This window comes from Paraburkholderia solitsugae (assembly GCF_013177695.1).
Lineage (GTDB): Bacteria > Pseudomonadota > Gammaproteobacteria > Burkholderiales > Burkholderiaceae > Paraburkholderia > Paraburkholderia solitsugae.
Genome location: NZ_WOEY01000088.1, coordinates 1 through 24,572, shown reverse-complemented (window position 1 = coordinate 24,572; position 24,572 = coordinate 1). Strand labels below are relative to the sequence as shown.

Sequence of the window (24,572 nt, the reverse complement as noted above, 5' to 3'; positions counted from 1 at the left end):
CCCGGATTCTCGATGAGCGGAATTCAACCGAGATTGTCTTCGCAATCCCCCCACAGCCGCAGTGGATCGCGATGGCGAGGATGCGCCTTGTCGAGCCACGTCGACAGTCGGGCCCAATCGGGATGGTTGGTCCCGGTCTGAGCGGACCAGGTCGACGATCGCTCAAGAATCTGCCCGTTCTCGCGATCACGCACAACCAGACTGCCGAGACCGCTCGAACTGTTCGCCTGCGATTCGACCCGATACCGCGGCAGGACCCTCAATTCAGCATCCGCTGCCCAGCCATACACAGCTCGAACCACGCCGGTCGCGTCCTTCAACTCCACGGCCCCACTTGCCGGCCGAACGGCCGACCAGCCTTCAGGAAATTCCGCGACGATCTCGTTGCCGCTTTCCCTGACCCATTTCATGCGCCATGCCCGCTCCATCGCCTCGCGCATCTGCGACACCGACGCATAGCCTGGAGGCAACTCGATCCCTTTGGGCAAGGTGACAAGGTTATCTTTCCAAAGCGATGCCTCGTCACGATCACGTCGATCGGTCGTTCTGGAACCTTTTTCTCCGAACGGGTTATCAGGCTTGCTGGCGAGATGGGCGCCGCTTTGCTGCAAATCGGGGAAAAGACCGTCGGCATCCCGACGAGTCAGTTTTGGTTTTCCGTTTTTCATGGATCTCACTGCTGAAAGGCACTCTCAAGAACGGCTAATTTACATTAAACATGGCGACGTTCTTTGCAACGGCGCAATTATCCGGGCCGCAACGGATGAGTGCGTGCGGTCAAACGTGCGGCAGGTCGTCAATACATTTTTCGACATGCTCGCCAGGGACATCCGTGTCAATCCCGTCGTGGCCGTCGGTGTGGGAGACAGCGACGATTTTCGGCCCCAGAAACCGTGTGCCGCCGAGCGTAAAAAGGGACCAAACAGCATTCCCCCGACGGATTGTGGCCACGACTTCGGCCACCTCAACAATCGACGTGGGGGACAACCAGTCACGCGTCGACGGGTCGACGGGAGCCCAACGCACGTGGGTAATCCTGTCGTTCGTCGGGTTGATGCGAATGGCGTCTATAGCGAACGTAGTCATATCTGCCTCGATCATCCTGACAAGGGGATCTCGACATTATGCGCTGCTTCTTTTTCGGGTTCACCGGCTAACTGCCTTGCCGGATCATCCGCGACGGCGACGCGCCGATGTGGCACGCCTTGCAGTCGAACTGCATGGCCGTCTTCAAAAGATTGCGCTACTAGTCGTCGCTCTGGACAAGCTTCGGGCGCCCCATCGCGTCTGGACCTGTATCCACCAGCTTGTTCCGGTAGTCACAGGCAGGACAAAGGAAAAAGAATCCTTGTTCATCGACTTCCGGCTCGACGTGAGCAAAGTCGAACGACACATTGCAGTTTCGACAGGTCCACATGGCGGCCTCCGTCGGTATCTTCGAGCAATCCTGGCATGACGGAACGATCCGTAAGCCGGCCCTGCGGCAGCAAGAGAATCAGTGCTGCCCGGCGTTCAGGAGCACCCAGATCTGCCGCGTGGGCGGACCGGCGAGTATGCGCGCAAACACGCCGCCGCACCGCATGCAGGTGTAGTGCTCTTCTGCCCGCGCATCCTTCACGGCGCCGACGCCGTTAAGCGTCAGGTCGTCGTGCGCAGCCGCAGTAGCCGACTGCCCGTACAGGTCCGCGCATCGTGCGCATGGTTGAATCCAGAGTTCCATTTTGAACAACTCGAGCGGTGGTGGTCAGCCGTGGCTGGCACCCAGGCTGCCTTTGTGAATCATATCGACGCGCCGCTTGCCTTCGACGTACCCAGCCTCGCGGGCTGCGTCTTCGCTTCGGAAAGTGGCGACAAGTTCCTGGAAGCGAATGCTCTGCCCAGCGAGGTGGGCCTCGGAACCGTGGCGACAGATGTACGCAGAGTAATGCCACAAGGTGGTTGGGGCCGGGGGACCGTATGCAAGGATCGGCAGGACCCAGACTTCATATCCGTCGTGTTCGATCTTGTCCCACATGGCTGTCTCCAGCGTGATTGTCGAGGAATCGTAGCATGCAATGCGTGAGCGCAACCGAGGCGGCTAATCGACAAAAATCAACTCGAGTGGTATTCGATAAACGGATACGCATAAGGAACCCGCCCTTCCCACGCCTCCCGGTACAGGTGCATGCCTTTTCTCTGTCCTCAACTCCCACAGGCATGGATCAGAAACTGCTGAAACGCCAAAGCGGGCGTATCGAGCGTCACGCCTTTGCGCCACACCATACCCGCGTCCATCTGCGGAATCGCATTAAGTATCGGCCGCGCGTCGATCCGCTTGCCTTCCAGCGACCAGGGACGAAACACCATGTCAGAGAGAATCGTCACGCCGAAACCATGCGCGACCAGACCGCGTAGCGCTTCCATCGAACTCGTCCGGAACGCGATATTCGGCGCGACGCCATTCTGCTTCCAGTAGCGCAGCGTCGACTGTTCACCTTCGTCGACCGTGATCAGGATGTACGGATACTCCGCGATGTCCGCGAGCGAGGGCGCGTTGAGTTGCGCGAGCGGATGCGTGGGCGAGGTCCACAATTGCCGGCGCGAGCGGATCAGCACATGATGATTGAAACGCTTGATGTTCTCAACATTCGACAGAAGCACCACGCCGAGATCCACTGTTCCGTCGAGCACCGCCTGCTCAATCGCCATTCGATCCGTGTCGTGCAGATCGATCTCGACATCAGGGTACGTTGCGCGAAATCGCGCCATCAGCTCGGGCAGAAAATAGCCCAGCACCGTATACGACGCCGCGATGCGCACCGTCCCTTTCAGGTCATGCGAGCGGAAGGGTGCCTTGTAGACCGCGTCGCGCACTGAGTCGAGTATGTGCCGCGCGTGATTCAGAAAGTCCTGCCCATCGGGTGTCAGCGCGACGCCTTGCGGCAAGCGTTCGAAGAGCCGCGTACCCAGGGTTTCCTCTAGTGCGAGTACAGCATTCGTAATCGCGGATTGCGACACATGTTCGACCGTCGCAGCCATCGAAAACTGCCCGCTTTGCGCGGCAGCCACGAAGTAACGCATCTGCCGCAAGGTGATGTCTTTAGACATGTGTTTTTCGCATAGCAGGGTTCGGTATTCGTGATTTTACGATGGAAATTCCGCTTTCTATACTCGGGCTCAAATATAGCCATCGGAGACGTCGACCATGAATGCCCCGCTATCGCCACAGCTACGTGACGCACTCGCCACCGTATCGCTCGACGACAAATACACGCTCGAAAAAGGCCGCGTCTACATGAGCGGCACGCAGGCGCTGGTCCGTTTGCCGATGCTGCAGAAAGAACGCGACCGGCAAGCCGGCCTCAAGACGGCGGGGTATGTGTCCGGCTATCGCGGCTCACCGCTCGGCGCGCTGGACCAGGGGTTGTGGAAGGCAAAACAGCATCTCAAGGAACACGATGTCGTGTTCCAGCCTGGGGTTAACGAGGACCTCGCGGCCACCGCGGTATGGGGGACGCAACAGATCAACCTGTGGCCTGGCGCCAAGGTCGATGGCGTCTTCGGCATGTGGTACGGCAAAGGTCCGGGCGTCGACCGTACAGGCGACGTCTTCAAGCACGCGAATTCGGCCGGCACCGATCCGCATGGTGGCGTGCTGGTGTTGGCAGGCGACGATCATGCGGCGAAGTCGTCGTCGGTCGCGCACCAGTCCGAGCATATGTTCGTCGCGAGCGGCATTCCGGTGCTGTATCCGGCGAGCGTCCAGGAATATCTCGACTATGGACTGCACGGCTGGGCAATGAGCCGCTATTCCGGCCTGTGGGTCGCGATGAAATGTGTGACTGACGTGGTCGAATCGAGCGCGTCGATCGATATCGATCCGGACCGTTTGCAGATCGTGTTGCCGGACGACTTTGACATGCCGGACGGCGGACTCAATATCCGCTGGCCCGATCCGCCGCTCGCGCAGGAAGCCCGTCTGCTCAACCACAAGTGGTACGCGGCCCTCGCCTACGTCCGTGCTAACAAACTGAACCGCGTGGTGATTGATAGCCCCACGCCGCGCCTGGGCATCATGACCGCGGGTAAAGCCTATCTCGATGTGCGGCAGGCGCTAGCCGATCTGTCGCTCGATGACGAGACCTGCGCACGCATCGGCATTCGCGTATTAAAGGTGGGCTGCGTGTGGCCGCTCGACGCGCAGAACGCGCGGGACTTCGCGACCGGCCTCGACGAAATCCTGGTCGTCGAAGAGAAACGCCAGATCCTCGAATATGCGCTTAAGGAAGAGCTGTATAACTGGCGCGACGATGTTCGTCCGAAGGTATTCGGCAAGTTCGACGAGCGCGACGACGCAGGCGGGGAATGGTCCGTGCCGCGCGGGCAGACGCTGTTGCCCGCGCATTACGAGCTCTCACCTGCTCTGATTGCGAAGGCGATCGCGCGGCGTCTGGCGAAGGCCGATTTACCGGCCGATGTGCGGGCGCGGATCGAAGCGCGCGTTGCCATCATCGAAGCAAAAGAGCGTGAAGCCGCTACGCCGCGTTCGGTCACCGAGCGTCAACCGTGGTTTTGCTCCGGCTGCCCGCACAACACGTCGACCCGTGTGCCCGAAGGCTCACGTGCGCTGGCCGGTATCGGCTGCCACTACATGTCGATGTGGATGGACCGGAATACGGAGACGTTCAGCCAGATGGGCGGCGAAGGTGTCGCATGGACCGGGCAGATGCATTTCACGAATGAGCGGCATGTGTTCGCCAATCTCGGCGACGGCACCTACTTTCATTCAGGCCTTCTCGCGATTCGCGCATCGATTGCGGCAGGCGCGAACGTCACTTACAAGGTCCTCTACAACGACGCGGTCGCGATGACGGGGGGCCAACCGGTGGACGGCGTGCTCACGGTTCCGCAGATCGCGTTTCAGGTCGCCGCCGAGGGCGCGAAGCGGGTGCTGATCGTCACTGACGAGCCCGAAAAATACGATGCGAACGTGCGTCTTCCAGAAGACGTGAAGGTCTACCACCGCGATGAACTCGATCGCTTGCAGCGCGAGTTGCGCGACGTGGCGGGCACGACAATCCTGATCTACGACCAGACCTGCGCAACCGAAAAACGCCGGCGTCGCAAACGCGGCACGTATCCCGATCCCGCGAAACGCGCCTTCATTAACGATGCAGTGTGCGAAGGCTGCGGTGATTGCTCGGTGCAATCGAACTGCCTCTCCGTCGAGCCGCTGCAAACACCGCTCGGCACCAAGCGCAAGATTAACCAGTCGTCATGCAATAAGGATTTTTCATGCGTGAACGGCTTTTGCCCGAGCTTCGTGACGGCGGAAGGCGCGCAGGTGAAGAAACCCGCTAAGGCAAGCTCAGGCGCTGCGCTGCCGGATTTTGCGGCGCTGCCCCGGCCTGCGATCGCCTCTCTATCGAAGCCTTATGGCGTGCTGGTGACCGGTGTCGGCGGCACCGGTGTCGTGACGATCGGCGGCTTGCTAGGCATGGCCGCTCACCTCGAAAACAAAGGCGTCACCGTACTCGATATGGCGGGCTTGGCGCAGAAAGGCGGCGCGGTGCTCAGTCATGTGCAGATCGCCGCGACGCCCAATCAATTGCACGCGACGCGCATTGCGACCGGCGAGGCGCGTCTGATTCTCGGCTGCGATGCGATTGTGTCCGCTTCGGCTGAAGTACTCGCCCGCACGCAACACGGTGTGACGAAGGCGGTGATCAACAGTAGTGTGACGCCGACCGCGCAATTCGTCCGCGATCCGAACTGGAGCTTCCCCGTCGATGAGACGCGGCACGACTTGCTTCAGAGTATCGGCGACGACTGTGATTTCATCGACGCGAATCGGCTCGCCCTTGCGCTTCTCGGCGACACGCTCTATGCCAATCCATTGCTGCTCGGCTTTGCATGGCAACGCGGCTGGCTGCCAGTCAGCTATGAGAGCCTCGATCGGGCGATCGAGCTTAACGGTGTGGCGGTCGAGAAGAATCGACTCGCGTTCGAGTGGGGTCGTTATATCGCGCAGCACGGCGAAACCGCCGCTGATGCTTTTGCGCCGCGTGCCGGAAAGCAGCAGGCGATCGTCGTGCAGATGCCGGAATCGCTTGACCGTCTCATTGAACGCAACGTCGAGCGGCTTGGCCTCTATCAGAACGAGCGCTATGCGGCTCGTTACGTGGACGTGGTCGAACGTGTGCGCGCCGCCGAAACGAAGCTTGCAGCAGGTGCGAAGCTGCGCCTCACGCCGGTGGTCGCACGCAATCTCGCCAAGCTGATGGCCTATAAGGACGAGTACGAAGTCGCACGTCTCTACGCGGACCCCATGTACATGGACAAACTGCGCGCTCAATTCGAAGGGGAACCGGGTCGCGATTACAAGCTAACTTTCCATCTCGCTCCGCCGTTGCTGGCTAAACGTGACGAACACGGCCACCTGAAGAAACAGCGCTTTGGCCAATGGACGCTCACCCTGTTCCGTGTGCTCGCCAAACTCAAAGTCCTGCGCGGCACCGCGCTCGACGTGTTCGGCAAGACGTCCGAGCGCCGCAACGAACGCGAGTTGATCGACCAGTACTTCGCGCTGATCGACGAGTTCTGCGCAACGCTCGACAGCGCGCGATTCGATGTTGCGATGAAGCTCGCCAACCTGCCGGATGAAATCCGCGGTTTTGGTCACGTCAAGGAGCGCAATGTCATCGCTGCGGCGACGAAACGCGAGCAATGGCTCCGCGAATATCGCGCCACGGTGGACAGCACCCTGCAACCGTTGGCGCAGATTCTGTAGCCTCATATCGCCACCGGTCGCGCCAATGAAAACAGCCTGCTATTCGGCAGGCTGTTTTCGTAAACCGGACAAGACGCGCCGGCCGACGCGAAATTCAGGACGGGACAATCATCCAGTATTCCGACGCCGGTCGATGATCTGCTTCAGGAGTTCGGCACAATCGCTACGCCGCGCAGGGCCTGACCATAAGGCGCAGTCTGCATGACGGAGAAGCCGCTCGCGGACGTGACCGTTGAACCGTTTACCGTCACCGTGATCTTGACCAGTTGGTTCGAGTCAGCACCTGCGTCGAAAGCAGTGCCCAGGCTATTGGCAATGGTGGACGTCACTGCATAGATCGTGAACGAACCGTCGCTATTGACCTGCCCTGTGATATTGCGCAGACCATCCGGTGTGGTCGTATAGCTTGCCCCCTTGGTCCCATAAAGACCTGTGCTATCCGTCACCGTATAGGCAGCACCCAAGCTAAGACCCGTCGTCAGATTGGTCAGCGGCTTCCAGACACCGTTCTGCTTCTGGTACACCCACAGGCCGCCACTGCCGCTTACCTGATCCCCCGCTACACCGTCGCCTTCGTCAGTCACGAACATGATCGACGGGTTCGAGGACGGAATCCACATCCCGAACGGATAGACCGTACCGGTCACCTGAGCAGGCGACGTCAGATTCGTCAGATTCGTTGCCAATGCAGTCGGGAAACCGGGAAGGATCGTCACCGGGGCGTTTTGCGGCAACACGCCACCGTTGGCAAGCGCACCTGTGGCACCCACCTGGTACACCGTGTTCACCCCATTGCCGCCACTGCCCTTCGAGACGTACATCGTTCCGTCCGGACCCACGAACAGGCCACGAAGGTTTTCATCCTTACCCGTTTTGTCCGCTACAGTCGCCGGTGTCGTCGGCAGCTTGGCGATCGTGAAACCAAACTGGTCACCCGTCGAGCTGCCACCAGTAATCGAGCCCAGTGACGCCAACGAACAGGCGGTTCCAGCCGGTGCGGCAGCATACGTGCCCGCGCCAGTGCCGGACTGGAATGCGCCGATAACCTGGGAAAACGCGCACGAACTACCCGCAGCGATGCTTTGCACCCCGGTATCCATCGTCAACATATCGAGTAGCGCTGTCGTCGGCTTCGGATTTTTGCCGGAATTGCCCGCATTGCCGACGATGTAAAACATACCGTTGGCCAGCACGGCCGCACGGCCGTTGTTGCCAGCATAGGCATTAGTATTCGTAAACGACAGGCTGTTGCTGGCAAAAGTCAGTTGAGCAACTGTCCGGTAGGTGGGTGTCGCGATATCCGTGTTGGTCGTGTCCACCACGCCCGGCGTATTGGAGTTGGAGATATCCAACTGGTCAATCGACGTGTTGTAACCGACAAAACTCAGCGATTTCTGGTCGAGCGAGACATTCAACGCCAGCTCGGACTTCGATGCAAAGCTGGTGGCAAACTTCACCTGGTTTTTTGCTGCCTGCGCGGTGATGTCCAGTGTTTGCGAGGGACTGCCCGCCCCCGGTGTCCACTGATCGAGATACGCCTCGGACGTGATGCCAAAATTGCCGTCATTGGCGTCGTTGGTAAACACATTCGGATACGTGCCGGGCGTTACCGCGGTCACGGGAGATGCATTGGTGCTGGTAGGCGTTGCGTTATAAGGCAGCGTGCCGCTTACCACATTGGCCGGATCGTAGGCGGTACGTGAGACCAGCAGATTTCCAGGTGTGTAGTTACTGGCCGAAGCAGAAGTGGCCGGCGTGCTGCCGGCGCCGCCTTGCGATGCAGTCGAACTCGGGGAATTCTGGACACCTTCGCCGCAGCCATACATGACAGAGATTAAAACCGCGATAGGAAGTGCCTTGAAGGTCGTATTCATTATAGTTTCTTGGATTGAGTTGACAACATCGGATTGAGAATGTGCTGCTGGTATTGCAAACCGCAAATTCAAGATCTACCCATTGCAACAATGGCGAAGGCGAACTGACGCACATTCATATTTCACCTTCGCCATGAATCTAATAAGCTATGCTTAGTGATGAATTTCAACTACTTACGCTGCGCCACAAGTACTTCAAACGTGCCGGGAATGACGCTCGGGCGGGGATGAGGATTGTCGGCGGTTGCCGCCGGGGCCGGGCCGAACTTCGATGAAACGAGATACAAACGGTGACCCTTTTCGTCGAGCGTCATCGTCTTTGCACCCTCCAGCGTACGTAGGTTCTGCGCAACGGCGTAGTGATCCGCATCGTCTTCATGCACGACCGTCAGCGTGCCGTCTGCGCCATTCGAGCTAAACACCAGTTTCAACGCGGGATCGAAGGCCGCTGCGTCCGGATGGCCACCGATCGGCACCTCGGCTACAGAGCGGCCCGAAGCGGCGTCGACCACCTCCATGCGCTGGTTGCCGCAAACCGCGAACAGACGCTCGCTCGTGGTATCGATGGCAAGTCCGGTCGGCTCCTTGCACTGTGCAATCGACCAGTGCGCCAAAACGCTGGAAGATTTACCGTCCATCTCGACGATCTCGCTCGTGTCTTCCACATTAACGAAGACGTGGCCGTGATTGTCCGCGGCAAGCGCCTCCGGTTTGCCGCCCACCGCCATCGTCGCGACCACCTTGCGTGTCGCGACGTCGATCGCGCTCACGCTCCTGTCGTGCCCATTGCTGATGTACACGCGCTGCAGTGCGGGCACATACAGGATGCCGTCGGGATCCGGGCCCGCAGCCTTGATGGTGTCGACTACCTTCAGCGTGTCGAGATTAATGACGGTAATGGTATTGGCGCGGCCATTCGTCACGAATCCGAGTTTGCGATCCTGCACGAACGCAAAACCATGTACGCCGTCGGTGTTTTCAATCTCGCCGACCAGCTTGCCGGTGCGCGCATCGATCACCTGAACATGGGTATCGCGGCTGACAAATAAATGATGGCGTACCGGGTCGTACGCGACGTAATCCCAATTCTCGGCGCCATCGAGGCCATAGTGTTTCGCGATTTCGAACGGCCTGGCGGGTTCTCCGGTTGCCGCATGCGCGGCAGCCAGGGCGAGCATGGAGGCGACGCCAGCGGCGATCAGCGATTGCAGGACATGTTTTCGTTTCACTTGAACGGACTCCGGTTGATGCTGTTTATCGATGTTTCAGGTCAAGGCCATGCCGGCCGGTTGGCGGGCACGACGGGCATGGCACATTGAGGTGAATCGTTAGGACTGAGTGGCGGTTATTCGTGTGTGTCCAGATTGAACGTGACCCACAATTGCTCCGAGAGCGTTTTGCCGACAAATGCCGGCTCAGGTCGGGGATACGCCGCATCCCGCACGGCCGCGAGCGCGGCGCGGTCCAGCAGCCCGATACCGCTCGACACCACGACGCTCGCATCGGACACCACGCCGTCGCGGTATTGAAACGCGACGCGTGTGCGGCCGGACATGCCCGCCATGCGGGCTGACTCGGGATACCGCAACGCGGCCTGAATCGCCGCGCGCAGCGCACCCTCGAAGCTGGCCGTCGGCGCGGCCGGCGCCTGAGCGGGCTGCGGCGGAGGTGGGCGCGGCGCAGGCGGCGCCTCGCTTGGCGTTGCCGACGGCAACGCCGGCGCGGGCGTCGCCGCTGGCATCGGCGTCGGGACAGGCGTGGGCCTCGGCGGCGTCACGTGCGCAACGCGATGCACCGGTACAACCGGCCGCACCTGAGGCACCTCGGGCTTAGGCGCCGCCGCGACCGGTTTGGGCGCCGGAGCCGGAGCCGGAGCCGGTGCTGGCGATGGCACCGGTGCCGCCAGCGTCAGCAGCGTCGAAGCCGGTTCGGCTGGCACGTGGGACTGATGTGTGAGGAGCGCAAATGCACCGCCGAGCAGCAGCACTTCCGCGATCAACGCGAGCGCCGCTGCAGGAAACAGGCGCGTTTGCTCCTGCACGTCGCCGGTGGCCGGTACGGTCGCCATATCAGTTCACCACCGGTTGCGCAGCCAGCGCGATCTGCGACACGCCCGCGGCACGGCAGGCGTCCATGACCGCGACGAGCTTCTGGATCTGCGCCTGCTTCGAGCCGGCGATCGTGACGACGGTGTGGGCAGCATCCGCTCGGGCCGCCAGCATCGACGTCAGTTCAGCGGGGCTCAAAGTCCGGCCGTCGACGGACAGGCTGCCGTCGGTCGCGAGCGTCACCGTCACCTTCGGCGGCGGCAAAGACTGCGTCGTGGTGCTCGAAGGCAATTGCGTGCGCAAACCGGCATTCGGAATCATGTGCAGCGTAATCATGATGAAGAACACCAACAGAAAAAACATGATGTCGATCATCGGAATGATCTCGATGCGAGCTTTGCGCGCTTCGAAATACTTCATCGACACACTCCCTGCGACGCGAGTTTTCCAACCACCGCGCGCGGCGCCTCGCGCACGGTCTTCGCGGTTTCGTGCGACGTGCCAGCCAGACGGTTCACAAGCGCGACCTTCACCGTTTCGAGCTGGTGCACGACACCCCTCACCCGATTGTGCAAGCCGTTAAAAAACACCAGACCGATCATCGCCACAAACAGCCCGGAGGCGGTGGCGATCAGCGCTTCGGCGACGCCACCCGTCACCTGGGTCGGAGCGTTGCCAGGATTCGCGAGCACCTGAAACGCGTTGAACATGCCGACGATCGTGCCAAACAGGCCGAGCAAGGGCGCAAGCGTGACGACGGTGTCGAGCACCCAGAGAAAGCGGTCGATACGCGGGGCTTCGCGCATGATCGTTTCTTCGAGGCGCGCATTCAGTTCCTCGCGCGAGGACTGACCGGCAAGACGGCCGGCGGTGGCGAATAACGCAGCCGCAGGCAGCGAGTGGAACTGCTCAGCGCAGGCGGCCAACGTCGCGGCATTGAACTGGTCGAGGCGGTCGATCTGATCGAGCGCCGCGCGGCTGCTGCCGGCGGCGCGCTGCAGAAACCAGCTGCGCTCGATGATGATCGTCAAGGCAACGAACAGCATGGTGGCGATGACGTACAGGACGCCGCCCGAATTGTTCGCGAGGTGCAAAAGAGTGTCGACGGTCATGGGTGAAGCTCCTCTTAGAAGTCAGTGGACAAGGTGCCGATAAACGTGCGCCCCGGAATCGTCCAGTACAGCGGGGTATTGTCGGCAGCGGTGTAGCCCGCCAGCGCATCGATGCTGGTACGGTTGAACAGGTTCTCGATCTGGAAGCCAATACGCGTGTTATGCAGCCACGGCGCGAGGTTCCTGATCGTGTAGGCGGCCGAGAAATTGGTCACAGTGAAGCCGCCAATCGGCTGGGTGTCGCCTGTGTCGCCGAACTGGTGACCGACAAATTTCGTGATGAGCGAACCGGTCAGCGGACCGCGCTCGTACAGCACACCGGCCGCGGCGGTTTGCTGGGGCGCGTTAGGCATCCAGTCGCCGGTGCTCTTCTGCTTGGCCGAGTTGAACGTCAGATTCGCGTAAAGGCTGAAGCCCTCGCCGACCGAGAAAGTCGCTTCGGACTCGAAGCCCTTGTACACCGCGCCGCCGGCGTTGGTGAAGACCGTGTTGCCACCTGACGTGCGGCTTGTCACCGCGTTGCGGAAGTTGATGTAGTAGAGGTCCGCCGAAACCGTCAGGCGGTTGGTCTTGTAGGTCGTACCGATCTGATAGTTATCCGTCTGCTCCGGGTCCGGCTGGCCCGAGACCGATGGGTTCTGGACGTAGAACACATTCAGGTTCGGCGCCAGAAACCCTTGTGCGTACTGGATATAGGCGCTCCAGTCCGGGGCAATCTGTTCATGCAACGTGAGCGACGGCAGCACCTTCGTCCACGTATGGCCATAGTCCACCGGATCACCCGACTTCTGGTTCATGGGCGAATCGATTTGTCGATTGAACGATACATACTTCACCCCAGGCGTCACCGTCACGCCATAGGGGAGTTCCAACGCGTATTGCAGGTACGGCTCGAACGTCAGCAACGTGTCGTTCATCGTGAAGTTTTGCGACAGGAAAGCAAAGTTCAACGAGTCGTCGACGTTGAAGTTGTCGCGGAAGTTGGACTGATGCGTGATCCACGCGCCCATCTGAAGCGTGCCCGGACCGATCTTCCGTTCGGCGGTGAGCACGTCGCCCCATGCGCGGTAATTGTTGTTCATCTCCTGGCCCGGCACGTTATTCGCGCCGAGGCTCGTGCCGTTCGGCGTTTCACCGTTCGGATCGAGTCCGTTAAAGCCGTTATGGTAGTAACCGTACGTGTACAGCTTGTTATTGATGACCCACTGGGCGACCTTGGTTTTAACGTCGATGTATTCGAAGTCGGTGTTGATCAGGTCGACGTTGTAGCCATAAAAGGCCTGGCTGGTCGGATCGCTGTTCAAGCCGAAGTTCGGGCCATTGGCCTGAATCTGTGCGGCCGTTGCGCCCAGCGGCACATTCTGGTGAATGTTGTTGTAGGTGGCGAAGACGGTGATTAACGTATTGTCGCCGAGCGGTTTTTCGAGCTTGAAGTAAACGTTCTGGCGGCGCTGTGCGGCATCCGTCAGGTAGCCGTCGCTGCCGGTCTGCGTGTAACCGACCATGGCGCGGGCATCGCCCCATTGCTGCATGTCACCCGTGTTCAACTCCGCACCCGCAAGCCACGTGTTGTAGCTGCCGTACGACCCGAGTACGGAAAATGAGGGCGTAAGCGATGGATCTTTCGAGTCGATGCCGATGGTGCCGCCAAACGTCGCAAAGCCGATCTGCGAGGCGTCGCCCGGACCCCGGTCAATCGCGATGCTGCCGATCACCTGATTCGAGAAAAACGAAGTCGAGTGATGGGTGAAGTCGTTGGAATCGCCAAACGGGATCCTATCGAATGTCACGTTGTACTGACCGTCCTGGAATCCTCGAATCGAGAGACTCTGCGATTCCATCAAACCCGCACCGTTCGGGGAGATATTCGACACGCTAGGGGCGATCTGCACGATGTCGCTGTAGTTTGACGTGGGCGCCGTGTTGTTCTGGATATAGTGCTGGCTGATGATCGATTTCGGCTCGCTGGCCGTGAGCGACCCCTGGGAAGGTGCCTGGGCCGGCGCCGACTGCGTGTTCTTTGCGGCGGACGTACTGTTATCCGACGACGACACGGCCGTGCTTTGCACCGAGCCGAGGTCGCCTGTTGCCTGCGCATGCGAGATCTGCGCTCCAGCGGCGCAGAGCGTCGCAAGAACGAACTGCGTCAGCGGTTTCTGATTAAGCTTTGAACGTACCCGTCGCATGGTTCATGCATCCTTGTTTTTGAATGTGCCGTGGGGCAGTGAGTCAGACAAGGCGGCATGTTATCGAGGGCGCGTTAATACCGAGTGATGGGTAACTTACGAAGTTAAAGTTCTTATTACGGATACCCGACACGGTACCCCTCAAGCGAAAAAAAGCGCAGACGTGGGCTTAGATTTGTAAGTTTCTGGACACCGCTCATTCATCTGTTCGCACTAGGATCGGCACCTTCGTCCAGTCTCTTTTCGCGAGCACCATGAAACGCCTCCCATCCCTACCGCTGGTTGCTACCGTTCTGATCGTTGCGTGCGCATCCGTTCAGGCTGCACAGGCACAAGATGCAACCTATCTCGACGCGCAACAGATTCCCCTCGGCACGCTGCTCGCGCCGCCACCAGAGGACGGATCAGCACAACAGCGGGCCGATCTGGAAGCCGTGCTAAATGTGCAGCGCACCCGCACCCCGGACGAAGTGACACGTGCCAAAGCCGACATCGACAAGTCCGTGTTCCGTTTCGCGGATGTGCTCGGCCCCACCTTCAATGAAGCCAATTTGCCAAAGACGGCCGCCTTGTTTAAAGCGGCAAGCCACGATGCCGGTTTGGTTGCGAAAAGCGGAAAGCTGTATTTCAGGCGCGCACGGCCGTTCATCGCGAGCAGCGAGGTTCACCCCACGGTCCCCGCCAAAGCCGGGGACGCTTACGATTCGTACCCGAGCGGTCACGCGACGTTTGGCTACATGAGCGCCATCCTGCTGGCGCAGATGGTCCCCGAAAAGCGCGACGCGCTGTTCGCACGCGGCCGCGAATTCGGCGAGAACCGCGTTGTAGACGGCGTGCACTATCCGAGCGACGTGGAAGCCGGCCGGATTGACGGAACACTTGTGGCTGCGGCGCTGATGGACAATCCGGCGTTTCAGAAAGCCTTCGCCGAGGCGAAAGCCGAAGTGCGCGCGGCGCTGGCGCTCAACTAAGCCCAAGCAGCATGCGCACGCTGCTGTTTCAACCTGTCACGAAACAGCAATGTGCATATGACAAGCTGCGCGGCCATATGGGGCCGGCTGCAACCGGGTGCAATCGGGCGACCTGCCGTCGCGACACCAGGCGCGCAAACCGCAAGCGATGCCCGCTCCCTCCCATGGCACACGATCAAACGGAAAAACGTCCTCTTGGAAAGTGAAGCATCGGTTGCCTACCCGGCGGGGCGCAGACCTCGCATCCTGGTCGTCGAAGACGACGAACACGTACGGCTCGACATTGCCGCGGCACTCGAAGACTACGGCTTCGCGGTCGACGGCGTGTCGAGCGGGCACATCGGCCTGCTGCGCGCGCTAGACAGCGATTTCGACGCGGTCGTACTCGACCGTATGCTGCCCGACATCGACGGCCTGTCGATCTTGTCCACCTTGCGCAACGTCGGCAAAGAAACGCCCGTGCTGATCCTGAGCGCCCTGTCGGCGGTGGATGAGCGCGTGAGAGGTTTGCGCGCCGGCGGCGACGACTACCTGACCAAGCCGTTCGACAGTCTCGAACTGACCGCGCGCCTGAATGCCCTGCTGCGCCGCCGTTCGTCGCCCAAGGAAGCGTCGGCGCTGAGCGTCGGCGACCTCATCCTCGATATGAGCACGCACCTGGTCGAACGCGCCGGCGAGGCAATCGAGCTCAAGCCGCGCGAGTACCAGTTGCTGGAATACATGATGCGGCACGCCGGCCAGCCGGTCACGCGGGCGATGCTCTTCGAGTCGGTGTGGAACTACCATTTCAACGCGCAAACCAACGTGATCGACATGCATATCGGCCAGTTACGCCGCAAGATCAGTCTGAACGGACGGCTCTCGGTCATGATCCATACGGTGCGCAATGTCGGCTATATCCTCCATGCCGGCGAGTAAGCGGCGCACGCGCATGCACATGAGCAGCGTCGGCTGGCTGCTGACGGTGTTTATCAGCTCGGCCATCGTCCTGTTCGCGATGCTTTACTGGGCGACCGACAGTTACCTGGTGCACGAGGTCGATGAGCGCCTGGTCGGCGAAGTGGCCGAGTTCCATTCCGTCGGCCGCGCCGAAGCAATCGCGAACATCGCCGCGTTGAGCCGGCGCGACGTGGCGAGCAGCCGTCCCTACGGCGTATTCGATGCCGACGGCACGTGGCTCGCGGGTAACATCCGCGTCCTGCCGCGGGCCCGCAACGCTAAGCCGTTCAATTACACACAGCCGGTGGACGACGGCCATCGTACGGTGATCGGACATTTCCGCGGCATCATCGTGCCCACCATCAGCGGCGTGCGCATCGTCGTCGGACACTCGACCGATGAGATCCGCTACTTCGATCACACGCTGGTGAAAATGCTGTGTGTCGGCCTGACGCTCACGATCATCCTCGCCGTGGGATGCGGCGCGGCGCTCAACGCGATGTCCAATCGCCGCATCCGGGCCATCAACCTGACCGTGCGCGAGATCATGGCGGGTCAACTGAGCCGGCGTCTGCCGACTCGCGGCACACATCACGATCTGGACCGCCTCGCTGAAATCGTCAATACGATGCTGGACGAGATCGAGCGGCTGGTTGCCGAAGTCCGTGGCGTATGCGCGGGCATCGCCCACGATTTGCGCACACCGATGACGCATCTGCGCGCCGGACTCGAACGTGCGCGGCGCCGCTCGAATACCGTGGCGGACTATGAGAGCGCGGTGGACGCAGCGATCCTGCAATCGGACGTCGTCCTGAACCGCTTCACGGCGCTGCTTAGAATTGCGGAAATTGAAGCCGACGGCCGACGCGCGAGCTTTGGCGATGTCTCGCTCGACACGGTGCTGCGCGACGTCGTCGATCTCTATGAGCCGGTTGCGGATGACCGGGGCTTGTCGGTGTCGGTGCATGCGCCGGAACCTGTCCGGGTGCACGGCGACGTGGACCTGCTCTTTGGTGCAATTGAAAACCTGCTGGATAATGCGCTGAAATTCACCCCCAGCGGCGGCGTGATTACGCTCGAAGCGGGCATCGAGGCGGGAGAACCCATCCTCTATGTGGCGGATTCCGGACCGGGTATCGAAGCGGGTGAGCGCGAGGCCGTGTTGCGTCCGTTCTATCGCAGCCCGAGTCAGCAAGCGCAGGCACCGGCCGGGCATGGTCTCGGCTTGAGTCTCGTCGCGGCCATCGCACGGGTGCACGACGCCGACGTGGAAATCCACGACAACGAGCCGGGTTGCAAAATGGTGCTGCGTTTCAAGGGCAGCGTGCTGGCGCGAAGCATCGCTGCATCAAGGGTTTAAGGAAACTCCAGGAATCGAGCGGAATACTGCTTGGTGCGGGCCTGAGCATGTGCGCAACAACGATGCCCGACAACACACTCGCCTTCCCGGATTTCCTCAAATCGAGAGGAGCCGCTCGCAGCGGTCAGCTTTTCGCCTGCATTGCTTTCACAAGGGCGGCTGCGGAGGCGCCTTCGAGCGACAACCCGTAGCCAACTTCCTGCACGATGCGTTGCTTCAAGGGCCAAATAAAGTGTATGCGCGTGTTGCGGCGTGCCACTTCGGGCGCTTTCAAATACTGCCTCGCCAACTCTTGTGCGCGGCCCAGCGCCTCGCCGTTTGGCACGACCTCAGCAACCACGCCCCACTCGCGTGCGACAGCCGCCGTAATCGTCTGCGCGTTGAGCAGAAAGGCTTCCGCCCGTCCCGGTCCCGCGCGATAGCTCCAGGTGGTAAAGACGCCGTCGCCAGGCACGACGCCCGCAGCATAGTGGCCCATGTCCTGGAAGGTTGCGCCTTCCGCTGCCACAATGACATTGGCCAGCAGAACATACTCCGAGTGAATATGGGCACGCCCCTCGATGGCCGCGATGACTGGCACGCGTATATTGGCTATGTTTTCCAGGACCTGAGCGCCTTCGTCATGGATCTGGCTCCAAAGGTCAGGATCGGAGACGTCCTTGAAAGACGCCCAGTCAACCCCGGTCATGAAGTCCCCGCCTGCCCCCGTGAGGATGACGATCTTGTTCGCCCGATCCTGCGAAATCCGGTAGAACGCATCGACAACCTCAGTGTGGGCCTGGGCCGTGAAAGTGAGCGGGCCCCCATCGCTATGGAATTGCACGACCAGCACGCCATCCTCATCCCGTGTCAACTTCAGGGTGCGGTAGGCAGTGAAATAGTTATCCGGGGTCGTTTGCATGATGTTCTCCTATGTACGAACGTACTGAATTGGCCCCCGCCAGTCTGCAGCGGGCCGATATGAGCCCCATCCGCGAGCCGGGAAAGGACCGGTGAGCGACAACCGCTCGTGCGTGCTGCTCTGCGTCAGATGAAGAACCCAGCCAACGCACGAGCCACTGCGACAGCGTCGTTTTCCATGGGAATGTGGCCAGCCTTAGGAATCCGGACAAGCTGCGTGTTCGGGATCTCTTTGGCGAAACGCTCCGCGTGCTCGACGAGCTGGAAGCTGTCGTCTTCGCCCCAGACGAGCAACTTTGGCGTCTGCGACGCGCGAAGGCGCGGCAACAGATCCATCGTGTAGCGATTGTCCGCCGCACCGGCAAGGGCGAGCCACGACCGTGCAACGCGCGGGTCCGTCCAGGGTTCGAGATACTCGGTCACTTCGCTTTCCGTTGCGGGCCTCGCCAGTGCCGTGAGGACTGACTTGCGACGGGCAGCAAGGACATCCTCCGTCGTCGTCGCAGCGGCCACCGCCGGATCTCGGAACCGGGCAACGCCGGCCACCGGCCACGAATCGAACATCACCGCATTGACGAGTGCGAGTTTGCTGACCTCTATCTTCCCATCGACCAGCACCTGCTGCGCAACGCCCCCGCCAATGTCGTGCCCTGCGACGCCCACCGGTCCCACGATACCGAGCGCATCCAGGAAGCGCGCCAGCCAATCCGCCAAAGCGGGAATCGAGGCATCCGCAATGGTCAGCTCGCCACCCGAGCGGCCGGAGCCGGGGAAATCTACCGCGATGGGCCGTAATCCGGCGGCGGCCAGATCGTCTAGCACCGGCTGCCATACCCGGCTCCAATAGGTGCCGTGCACCAACAACAAGACGGGTCCTGCCGGGTCACCGGCGCTCAGGTAGCTGATCGGTACGCCAGCCACGTCAACAGTTCGTCGTTCCATGATGAAAATCCTCCGTTCCAGCCTGTGGTGCCGGGCGATCGAGTCGCCCGGCCGCCGCCGCGCATAGGGCACATCTTCGTTCGTGCGTTCGCGGCATCCGAAAATTCGCACCTAACGAATACGCTTAGCGAATGAACTGCTTCACGTAGTCGGCGCCGAGGCCGATCGCTTCGTAATGCTTGCGAGCCGCTTCGATTTTCGTGAACACATCTTCGTATCCCACTGCTGTGCCTTCGGGATCGACGTAGGTGTACCCGCCCGTGACGTGGAACCACGTGATCATCTCTGTGACGTCCTCGGGCACATACAAGGTGTGCGTCTCGCCTGCCGGCTCGTGTGCGTAGCCACCCTGCTCCGCAACCCAGTCGTGCTCGAGGTAATACCATCTGCCTCTCAGAACGATCGCGTGGACAGGCCCGGTATGGCGGTGACGCGAGAGCACGCCGGACTGGCGCACTCTAAGTAGATTGACGTAGTAGCCCTGGCTGGCGCTGAGAAGCAGCGGCTTGAACGAAACAGTCGGCGTCATCGGCACCCAAAGCTTATCGTCCTCCAGCCATTTGTCGAGAATGCCCAAATGCACAATGTCGGGTGACATGTCAGGGGGTTGAGGCAGCTGATAAGGGATAGCAAGCTCATCAGGCTTTCTTGCAGTGGTGTTGGTCATGTTACGAAACCTCCAGAAGATATCGACGCATCGAGAGCACGGGTCAGGCGGCGGCCTTTACCGGCTTGGTCCACTCGTTGCCCTTCATGAATGGGTCGTACTGCGTATGTACGATGTGGTTCGTATAGTTGCTCATGACCTTCGTGGCAACGCCGAGGATCACTTCAAGCACGTTCTGGCGCGTGAAGCCGGCGGCGAGAAATGTCTCGACATCCGCGTCAGAAGCAAAGCCGCGTTCACGTACGACAATCGTCGCGAAGCGATGCAGAGCTTCAAGCTTCGGATCAGGCAGAGGCTCTCCATCGCGCAGCGCGGCGATGACAGCGGGATCCATCTTGATCATCCGGGCCAGTGCCGAATGGCCGGCCATACAGTAATGGCAATTGTTTTCGAAGTTCGAGGTCAGGTAGACGACCTGCTGCTCATGCGGCGTAAGCGTACTTCTGGCAAAGAGGTCCCAGAGGGCGGAGTAGCCGGCGAGGAGCTCGGGCGATTCGGCCATGTGAGACTGGAGATTCGGCACAAAGCCAAAGGTCTTTTTCGCGTCTTCGAGGGCAGGTTTCGAAGCGGCCGGTGCGGTCTCAATCGTGTACGACGGGAACGTGCTCATGATGTTCTCCAAACGGGGAATCCGTGGTGAACAGATAGTGCGCGCGGCGTCACGCCGACAGAAGACCTGCGAGACACATAACACCCATTCCTGCCAGGCATAAGACGTTTGATGCGCCCTTCGACGAACGCATCGATATTCCGCCCGGGAATGCAATCTATTGCCCGAGCCGGTCTTCCGCACTGCCGCAAAGGCATCGAAAATTTCGCCATCCCCTGCACTTGATTGATAGCCCGTCGTCATCGCTAGTAGCGGCAGGCTCTCGCCACACATTGCCAGTCAACCCGATACGAGACAGAGCCCATGAACACGAACCTTGCCTCCCCTGCCCGCGCCGGCACCGCGCCGACGATGGCGCGCAGCCTGATCCTGCTGTTCGCCTTTAGTTGCGGCGCGATCGCCGCGAACCTGTACTACGCGCAACCCATCATTTCGCTGATCGCCCCCGACCTGCACATGTCCGAAGGCACCGCGAGCCTGATCGTCTCGCTCACGCAGATCGGCTACGCCGCCGGGCTGTTCTTCCTCGTGCCGCTCGGCGACCTGGTCGAAAACAAGCAGCTGATGATCATCAGCGCCGTGCTATCGATTGCTAGTCTCGCTGCCGCCGCGACGCTGGACGAGCCAGTGCTCTTTCTCGAGCTCTCGCTATTGATCGGCTTCACGTCGGTTGCGGTGCAGTTGCTGATTCCGCTCGCCGCGCATTTCGCGGCGCCCGAGACGCGCGGCCGCGTGGTCGGCACGATCATGAGCGGGCTGGTGCTCGGTATTCTGCTCTCGCGTCCGATCTCGAGCTTCATCGCCGGGGCGTTCGGGTGGCGCGCGGTATTCGGCTTCGGCGCGGTCGTCATGACGCTCGTCACGGTGCTGCTGGCACTCACGCTGCCGGGCCGGCGCCCCAACCATTCGGCAAGCTATCCGCAACTGATCCGTTCGCTCGAGCACCTCGTCGCGACGCTGCCGGTGCTGCGCCAGCGCTCGCTGTACCAGGGACTATTGTTCGGCTCATTCAGTCTGTTCTGGACCGCGGTGCCGATCGAGCTGATGAACCACTACCATCTGTCGCAGACGGCGGTCGCCGTGTTCTCGCTGGTCGGCGCGATGGGCGCGACGTCCGCGCCCATCGCCGGGCGCCTCGCCGACGCCGGCCACACGCATCGCGCAACGGCGTTCGCGCTCGCGCTGGCGGCGATCAGCTACCTGCCGGCCATGCTGGTTCCGGGCCTCGGCGTGTTCGGGCTCATCAGCACCGGCCTGCTGCTCGACTTTGCGGTGCAGATGAACCTGGTCCTGGGCCAGCGCGAAATTTATCTGCTCGATCCGAACAGCCGCAACCGTCTGAACTCGATCTACATGACGAGCGTCTTCGTCGGCGGCGCCGTCGGCTCCGCAATCGCGAGCACACTGTATAAGCACGGTGGCTGGACTTGGGTCGCGGTCACCGGCATGCTGGCCCCGCTGCTCGCACTCAGCCGATTTCTGTTTGCAGGAAAGCCCGCGCAATAAATAGCGGCCTCGCTCGAGCGCTCAGCAAGGTGCGAGGCCGCGCGTTTGCCCGGTAGCAGTCCTCGTGTCGGGTTCGTTCCCGGCGGTCGATTGTTGACGCGCCGATAGCGGCGCGCCGCATTGCGCAGAGCGCACGGCGCGTCGTCGGCAAGATGGAGATTTCGCGTGGGCCGGCACGCCCACGGGTCAAGGTCGCTCAGATCTGGGCGTTGCCCCAGTACACGCCATCCGCCTGTATCGTCGTTCGATCCAGAATGCGATGCTGATCCACCGAGATCGGCGTAGCGCGGTGGGCAACCCGGAAGTTGTCGGCAATGACAACATCGCCTTCGCTCCAGCGATGGACATAAGCGGCACCTGCGCGGGAGAGGTGTTCGTTCAGATCGGTCCGCAATGCCATGAACTCTTCGGACGTGTAGCCTACGACACCGCCGGTAAGCCCAACGTTGAAGTAGAGCGACGGTTCACGTGTCGCAGGATGCCGCATGACGAGCGGATGTTTTATCCCGTTTCGATGCAGCGTAATGAGGCCGTCGATTGCGGGCTTCCTCTCATCCGGCAACGCCGTGTACGCCTCCCGCAGATCGGCAAAAAGCGTCTCGCCGCCATTGTCCGGTTGCGCGACCAGATACCAGATCGAGATAGGCGTGGCTTCTGCACGGAACGAACCGTCGGAATGCCAGTAGCGGCCAACATTCGTATGACCTTCGTCGGGGCGGCTGGCCACGCGAAAGATTTGCGGATATTCGGCCAGTTGTCCATCGCCCGGCGGAAACGTCTCTAGCGTGCCAAAGACCTCCGACATTCTGACCTGCCCAGCAGGTGAAAGCTTCTGATTCCGGATGACCAGCAAGCCATGCTCGAGAAGCGCCGTGCGCAACCCGTCCACATCGTCTTGCGTCAACGCGGTCAGGTCGGCTTCCTCGACGTGCGCGCCAAAACCCATATTCATTGCTCTGATTTTCATCGCTCCTCCGATTGTGCTAGCCGTTCCGGGCCTCTGCCGTTGGAATGCGGCCGTGAGTCGATGCAGAACATGCTAGCGAGGAGGAGGTCAGCGCAGTAGTGCCGGGCGCGGCATATGATTCATTCCTGGAGGCAATGCCGCGCTGCGGGTATTCCCCACGGGAATGAACGATATGACCACGCCCTGTCTACTGCATCGCGCGGAGAAAGCACAAAGTATCGAGGGCATTCGTAGGCGGTTGCCCCGCCCTTTTTCGGACCTCGTGTCCTCATGTAGATGAAACAGGAGTTTTCAGCATGAACGCCAATGCTCTCGTCAAGATCGCGATCCTCGACGACTATCAGAATGCCGCGCTGACTCTTGCGGATTGGTCACCGCTGAATGGCCGCGCAAGCATCAATGTGTTCAATGACCACATTGCCGAGCCCGACGCCCTGATCGAGCGCCTGAAGCCGTTCGACATCGTATGCGTGATGCGCGAACGCACGCCCTTGCCTCGTGCGATCCTCGAGAAACTGCCTGATCTCAAGGTCATTGCGTCCACCGGCCTCGCCAACGCCGCCATCGACGAGGACGCAGCAGCCGCCTTGGGGATCGCCGTGCTCCATACGGGCTATTCCTCCACGCCGACGATCGAGTTCACATGGGCGCTTATTCTCTCCATGGCCCGAAATATTCCAGGAGAAAATCAGTCGTTGCGCAACGGCGGATGGCAACGCTCGGTGGGCGACGAACTCGCAGGCAAGACACTCGGCCTGCTCGGGCTTGGCCGTGTCGGATCGGCAGTAGGCGCAATCGGCCGGGCATTCGGCATGAACGTCGTCGCCTGGAGCCAGAACCTGACCCCCGCGGCCGCCGCGGAAGATGGCGTCCAGTACGTGACGAAAGACGAATTGTTCTCGAGCTCCGATTTCCTCTCCATTCACGTGCGCCTCAGTGAGCGCACGCATCACCTCGTTGGCGTCGCCGAGCTGGCGAAGATGAAACCGACGAGCCGCCTGATCAATACCTCTCGCGGCCCCATCGTCGACGGTACCGCCCTGCTCGACGCGCTCAGGACGGATCGGATCGCCGGCGCGGCGCTGGACGTCTACGACGTCGAGCCCCTTGAAAATCCCCATCCGTTGCGCGAGCTGCCCAATGTGCTCGCCACGCCGCATATCGGCTATGTGTCGAAAGAGCTGTACCGGACTTTCTACGGCGATACGGTCAAAAACATCGTTCGCTGGCTGGACGAAAACGGAAACCGGAATGGCGAATAGACGCCCAACGCGAAATTCCAACGCTGGACGCCTGCTCCACTCGCTGCCCGACGACTTCACCCGGCATCACGTTGCTGGGTGAAGTCGAGCGGCCCGACTGCGTTGCCTACGCATTCATTCAGGCCGCGACTTCTTCGGACAGCGACTTGTAGTCGATATAGCCCGGCGCATGGCCACCGTAGAACGTCGAGCGATCGTATCGATTGAGCGGCGCACCGGTGCGCAGCCGCTGCGGAAGATCCGGGTTGGAGATGAACATCCGGCCAAAGGCCACGAGATCCGCGTGGCCATCGACAATGATCTGCTCGGCGCTCTCACCCGTGAAGCCACCAGCGGCAACGATCGTGCCTGTGTAAATCCGGCGAATGTCCTTCGAAGAAACGTCGGCGTCGGTCGTTTCCGTTTCCACGATGCCGCGAATGCGAGGTTCAATCACGTGCAAGTAGGCAAGGTCATACT

The 24,572-nt window shown here is 60.8% G+C and carries 24 protein-coding genes; 6 read left to right on the top strand and 18 right to left on the bottom strand.

Annotated elements, in window-relative coordinates; genetic code table 11:
* Positions 1–23: 23 nt before the first annotated feature.
* From GNZ12_RS22215 to GNZ12_RS22190, 6 genes are all read right to left on the bottom strand, one after another.
* On the bottom strand, positions 24–668 hold the full coding sequence (locus GNZ12_RS22215) for a hypothetical protein (RefSeq protein WP_172313687.1): 645 nt from the start codon (positions 666–668) through the stop codon (positions 24–26).
* Positions 669–777: 109 nt separating this feature from the next.
* Positions 778–1,086, bottom strand: coding sequence for a hypothetical protein (locus tag GNZ12_RS22210; RefSeq protein WP_172313685.1), 309 nt, complete (start codon positions 1,084–1,086; stop codon positions 778–780).
* Between the two features lie 160 nt (positions 1,087–1,246).
* Positions 1,247–1,417, bottom strand: coding sequence for a hypothetical protein (locus tag GNZ12_RS22205; RefSeq protein WP_172313683.1), 171 nt, complete (start codon positions 1,415–1,417; stop codon positions 1,247–1,249).
* A 78-nt stretch (positions 1,418–1,495) separates the two neighbouring features.
* On the bottom strand, positions 1,496–1,720 hold the full coding sequence (locus tag GNZ12_RS22200; RefSeq protein ID WP_172313681.1) for a hypothetical protein: 225 nt from the start codon (positions 1,718–1,720) through the stop codon (positions 1,496–1,498).
* Positions 1,721–1,744: 24 nt separating this feature from the next.
* On the bottom strand, positions 1,745–2,014 hold the full coding sequence (locus GNZ12_RS22195) for a hypothetical protein (RefSeq protein WP_172313679.1): 270 nt from the start codon (positions 2,012–2,014) through the stop codon (positions 1,745–1,747).
* A 167-nt stretch (positions 2,015–2,181) separates the two neighbouring features.
* Positions 2,182–3,087: a LysR family transcriptional regulator gene (locus GNZ12_RS22190; RefSeq protein ID WP_172313677.1), complete on the bottom strand. Its 906-nt coding sequence runs from the start codon at positions 3,085–3,087 to the stop codon at positions 2,182–2,184.
* A gap of 97 nt (positions 3,088–3,184) precedes the next feature.
* On the opposite strand from GNZ12_RS22190, the gene GNZ12_RS22185 reads away from it, so the two are divergent.
* Positions 3,185–6,769, top strand: coding sequence for an indolepyruvate ferredoxin oxidoreductase family protein (locus GNZ12_RS22185; RefSeq protein ID WP_172313675.1), 3,585 nt, complete (start codon positions 3,185–3,187; stop codon positions 6,767–6,769).
* Positions 6,770–6,912: 143 nt separating this feature from the next.
* Here GNZ12_RS22185 and GNZ12_RS22180 read toward each other — a convergent pair whose 3' ends face one another.
* The 6 genes from GNZ12_RS22180 to GNZ12_RS22155 all read right to left on the bottom strand — a co-directional run bounded on the left by GNZ12_RS22180 (position 6,913) and on the right by GNZ12_RS22155 (position 13,989).
* Positions 6,913–8,643, bottom strand: coding sequence for a hypothetical protein (locus GNZ12_RS22180; RefSeq protein WP_172313673.1), 1,731 nt, complete (start codon positions 8,641–8,643; stop codon positions 6,913–6,915).
* Positions 8,644–8,813: 170 nt separating this feature from the next.
* On the bottom strand, positions 8,814–9,872 hold the full coding sequence (locus GNZ12_RS22175; protein ID WP_172313671.1) for a YncE family protein: 1,059 nt from the start codon (positions 9,870–9,872) through the stop codon (positions 8,814–8,816).
* Positions 9,873–9,988: 116 nt separating this feature from the next.
* Positions 9,989–10,711: a TonB family protein gene (locus GNZ12_RS45065; RefSeq protein WP_172313669.1), complete on the bottom strand. Its 723-nt coding sequence runs from the start codon at positions 10,709–10,711 to the stop codon at positions 9,989–9,991.
* A gap of 1 nt (position 10,712) precedes the next feature.
* Positions 10,713–11,111: an ExbD/TolR family protein gene (locus tag GNZ12_RS22165; RefSeq protein WP_172313667.1), complete on the bottom strand. Its 399-nt coding sequence runs from the start codon at positions 11,109–11,111 to the stop codon at positions 10,713–10,715.
* Positions 11,108–11,803: a MotA/TolQ/ExbB proton channel family protein gene (locus GNZ12_RS22160; RefSeq protein ID WP_172313665.1), complete on the bottom strand. Its 696-nt coding sequence runs from the start codon at positions 11,801–11,803 to the stop codon at positions 11,108–11,110. Before GNZ12_RS22160 ends, GNZ12_RS22165 begins: the two co-directional genes overlap by 4 nt.
* A gap of 14 nt (positions 11,804–11,817) precedes the next feature.
* Complete coding sequence (locus GNZ12_RS22155) at positions 11,818–13,989, bottom strand: TonB-dependent receptor (protein ID WP_172313663.1); 2,172 nt, start codon at positions 13,987–13,989, stop codon at positions 11,818–11,820.
* Between the two features lie 254 nt (positions 13,990–14,243).
* Between GNZ12_RS22155 and GNZ12_RS22150 the strand changes: the two genes are divergently transcribed.
* The 3 genes from GNZ12_RS22150 to GNZ12_RS22140 all read left to right on the top strand — a co-directional run bounded on the left by GNZ12_RS22150 (position 14,244) and on the right by GNZ12_RS22140 (position 17,259).
* Positions 14,244–14,960, top strand: a complete 717-nt coding sequence (locus tag GNZ12_RS22150; protein ID WP_172313661.1) for an acid phosphatase — start codon at positions 14,244–14,246, stop codon at positions 14,958–14,960.
* 195 nt (positions 14,961–15,155) lie between these two features.
* Positions 15,156–15,878, top strand: coding sequence for a response regulator transcription factor (locus tag GNZ12_RS22145; RefSeq protein ID WP_172313659.1), 723 nt, complete (start codon positions 15,156–15,158; stop codon positions 15,876–15,878).
* A 13-nt stretch (positions 15,879–15,891) separates the two neighbouring features.
* Positions 15,892–17,259: a sensor histidine kinase gene (locus tag GNZ12_RS22140; RefSeq protein ID WP_172313657.1), complete on the top strand. Its 1,368-nt coding sequence runs from the start codon at positions 15,892–15,894 to the stop codon at positions 17,257–17,259.
* Between the two features lie 124 nt (positions 17,260–17,383).
* Here the strand turns inward: GNZ12_RS22140 and GNZ12_RS22135 are convergent, their stop codons facing one another.
* The 4 genes from GNZ12_RS22135 to GNZ12_RS22120 form a co-directional block, all read right to left on the bottom strand.
* The gene (locus GNZ12_RS22135; protein WP_172313655.1) at positions 17,384–18,160 is read right to left on the bottom strand and encodes an enoyl-CoA hydratase/isomerase family protein; all 777 of its coding nucleotides are present in this window, start codon (positions 18,158–18,160) and stop codon (positions 17,384–17,386) included.
* 125 nt (positions 18,161–18,285) lie between these two features.
* Positions 18,286–19,101 (bottom strand): alpha/beta fold hydrolase, encoded by an 816-nt coding sequence (locus tag GNZ12_RS22130; protein ID WP_172313653.1) that lies wholly within the window; start codon positions 19,099–19,101, stop codon positions 18,286–18,288.
* A gap of 124 nt (positions 19,102–19,225) precedes the next feature.
* Positions 19,226–19,768 (bottom strand): 2,4'-dihydroxyacetophenone dioxygenase family protein, encoded by a 543-nt coding sequence (locus GNZ12_RS22125; protein WP_172313651.1) that lies wholly within the window; start codon positions 19,766–19,768, stop codon positions 19,226–19,228.
* A 43-nt stretch (positions 19,769–19,811) separates the two neighbouring features.
* Positions 19,812–20,621, bottom strand: a complete 810-nt coding sequence (locus tag GNZ12_RS22120; protein WP_235993839.1) for a carboxymuconolactone decarboxylase family protein — start codon at positions 20,619–20,621, stop codon at positions 19,812–19,814.
* 60 nt (positions 20,622–20,681) lie between these two features.
* Between GNZ12_RS22120 and GNZ12_RS22115 the strand changes: the two genes are divergently transcribed.
* Positions 20,682–21,884, top strand: a complete 1,203-nt coding sequence (locus GNZ12_RS22115; protein ID WP_172313649.1) for an MFS transporter — start codon at positions 20,682–20,684, stop codon at positions 21,882–21,884.
* Between the two features lie 196 nt (positions 21,885–22,080).
* Here the strand turns inward: GNZ12_RS22115 and GNZ12_RS22110 are convergent, their stop codons facing one another.
* Complete coding sequence (locus GNZ12_RS22110; protein WP_172313647.1) at positions 22,081–22,851, bottom strand: TauD/TfdA dioxygenase family protein; 771 nt, start codon at positions 22,849–22,851, stop codon at positions 22,081–22,083.
* Positions 22,852–23,147: 296 nt separating this feature from the next.
* Between GNZ12_RS22110 and GNZ12_RS22105 the strand changes: the two genes are divergently transcribed.
* Positions 23,148–24,113: a D-2-hydroxyacid dehydrogenase family protein gene (locus tag GNZ12_RS22105; protein ID WP_172313645.1), complete on the top strand. Its 966-nt coding sequence runs from the start codon at positions 23,148–23,150 to the stop codon at positions 24,111–24,113.
* A 118-nt stretch (positions 24,114–24,231) separates the two neighbouring features.
* Here the strand turns inward: GNZ12_RS22105 and GNZ12_RS22100 are convergent.
* Positions 24,232–24,572, bottom strand: a 341-nt coding sequence (locus GNZ12_RS22100) for an oxidoreductase (RefSeq protein WP_456238563.1), incomplete at its 5' end; no start/stop codon positions are given.

Excerpts from the sequence above, each read along its gene's own strand:
- GNZ12_RS22135 (WP_172313655.1), bottom strand. The coding sequence starts at position 18,160 with ATGCAAACGACCCCGGATAACTATTTCACTGCCTACCGCACCCTGAAG.
- GNZ12_RS22165 (WP_172313667.1), bottom strand. The coding sequence starts at position 11,111 with ATGAAGTATTTCGAAGCGCGCAAAGCTCGCATCGAGATCATTCCGATG.
- GNZ12_RS22140 (WP_172313657.1), top strand. The coding sequence starts at position 15,892 with ATGCACATGAGCAGCGTCGGCTGGCTGCTGACGGTGTTTATCAGCTCG.
- GNZ12_RS22160 (WP_172313665.1), bottom strand. The coding sequence starts at position 11,803 with ATGACCGTCGACACTCTTTTGCACCTCGCGAACAATTCGGGCGGCGTC.
- GNZ12_RS22150 (WP_172313661.1), top strand. The coding sequence starts at position 14,244 with ATGAAACGCCTCCCATCCCTACCGCTGGTTGCTACCGTTCTGATCGTT.
- GNZ12_RS22115 (WP_172313649.1), top strand. The coding sequence starts at position 20,682 with ATGAACACGAACCTTGCCTCCCCTGCCCGCGCCGGCACCGCGCCGACG.
- GNZ12_RS22110 (WP_172313647.1), bottom strand. The coding sequence starts at position 22,851 with ATGAAAATCAGAGCAATGAATATGGGTTTTGGCGCGCACGTCGAGGAA.
- GNZ12_RS22190 (WP_172313677.1), bottom strand. The coding sequence starts at position 3,087 with ATGTCTAAAGACATCACCTTGCGGCAGATGCGTTACTTCGTGGCTGCC.
- GNZ12_RS22180 (WP_172313673.1), bottom strand. The coding sequence starts at position 8,643 with ATGAATACGACCTTCAAGGCACTTCCTATCGCGGTTTTAATCTCTGTC.
- GNZ12_RS22200 (WP_172313681.1), bottom strand. The coding sequence starts at position 1,720 with ATGGAACTCTGGATTCAACCATGCGCACGATGCGCGGACCTGTACGGG.
- GNZ12_RS22195 (WP_172313679.1), bottom strand. The coding sequence starts at position 2,014 with ATGTGGGACAAGATCGAACACGACGGATATGAAGTCTGGGTCCTGCCG.
- GNZ12_RS22130 (WP_172313653.1), bottom strand. The coding sequence starts at position 19,101 with ATGGAACGACGAACTGTTGACGTGGCTGGCGTACCGATCAGCTACCTG.
- GNZ12_RS22105 (WP_172313645.1), top strand. The coding sequence starts at position 23,148 with ATGAACGCCAATGCTCTCGTCAAGATCGCGATCCTCGACGACTATCAG.
- GNZ12_RS22185 (WP_172313675.1), top strand. The coding sequence starts at position 3,185 with ATGAATGCCCCGCTATCGCCACAGCTACGTGACGCACTCGCCACCGTA.
- GNZ12_RS22120 (WP_235993839.1), bottom strand. The coding sequence starts at position 20,621 with ATGACGACGGGCTATCAATCAAGTGCAGGGGATGGCGAAATTTTCGAT.
- GNZ12_RS22205 (WP_172313683.1), bottom strand. The coding sequence starts at position 1,417 with ATGTGGACCTGTCGAAACTGCAATGTGTCGTTCGACTTTGCTCACGTC.
- GNZ12_RS22215 (WP_172313687.1), bottom strand. The coding sequence starts at position 668 with ATGAAAAACGGAAAACCAAAACTGACTCGTCGGGATGCCGACGGTCTT.
- GNZ12_RS22155 (WP_172313663.1), bottom strand. The coding sequence starts at position 13,989 with ATGCGACGGGTACGTTCAAAGCTTAATCAGAAACCGCTGACGCAGTTC.
- GNZ12_RS22125 (WP_172313651.1), bottom strand. The coding sequence starts at position 19,768 with ATGACCAACACCACTGCAAGAAAGCCTGATGAGCTTGCTATCCCTTAT.
- GNZ12_RS22210 (WP_172313685.1), bottom strand. The coding sequence starts at position 1,086 with ATGACTACGTTCGCTATAGACGCCATTCGCATCAACCCGACGAACGAC.
- GNZ12_RS45065 (WP_172313669.1), bottom strand. The coding sequence starts at position 10,711 with ATGGCGACCGTACCGGCCACCGGCGACGTGCAGGAGCAAACGCGCCTG.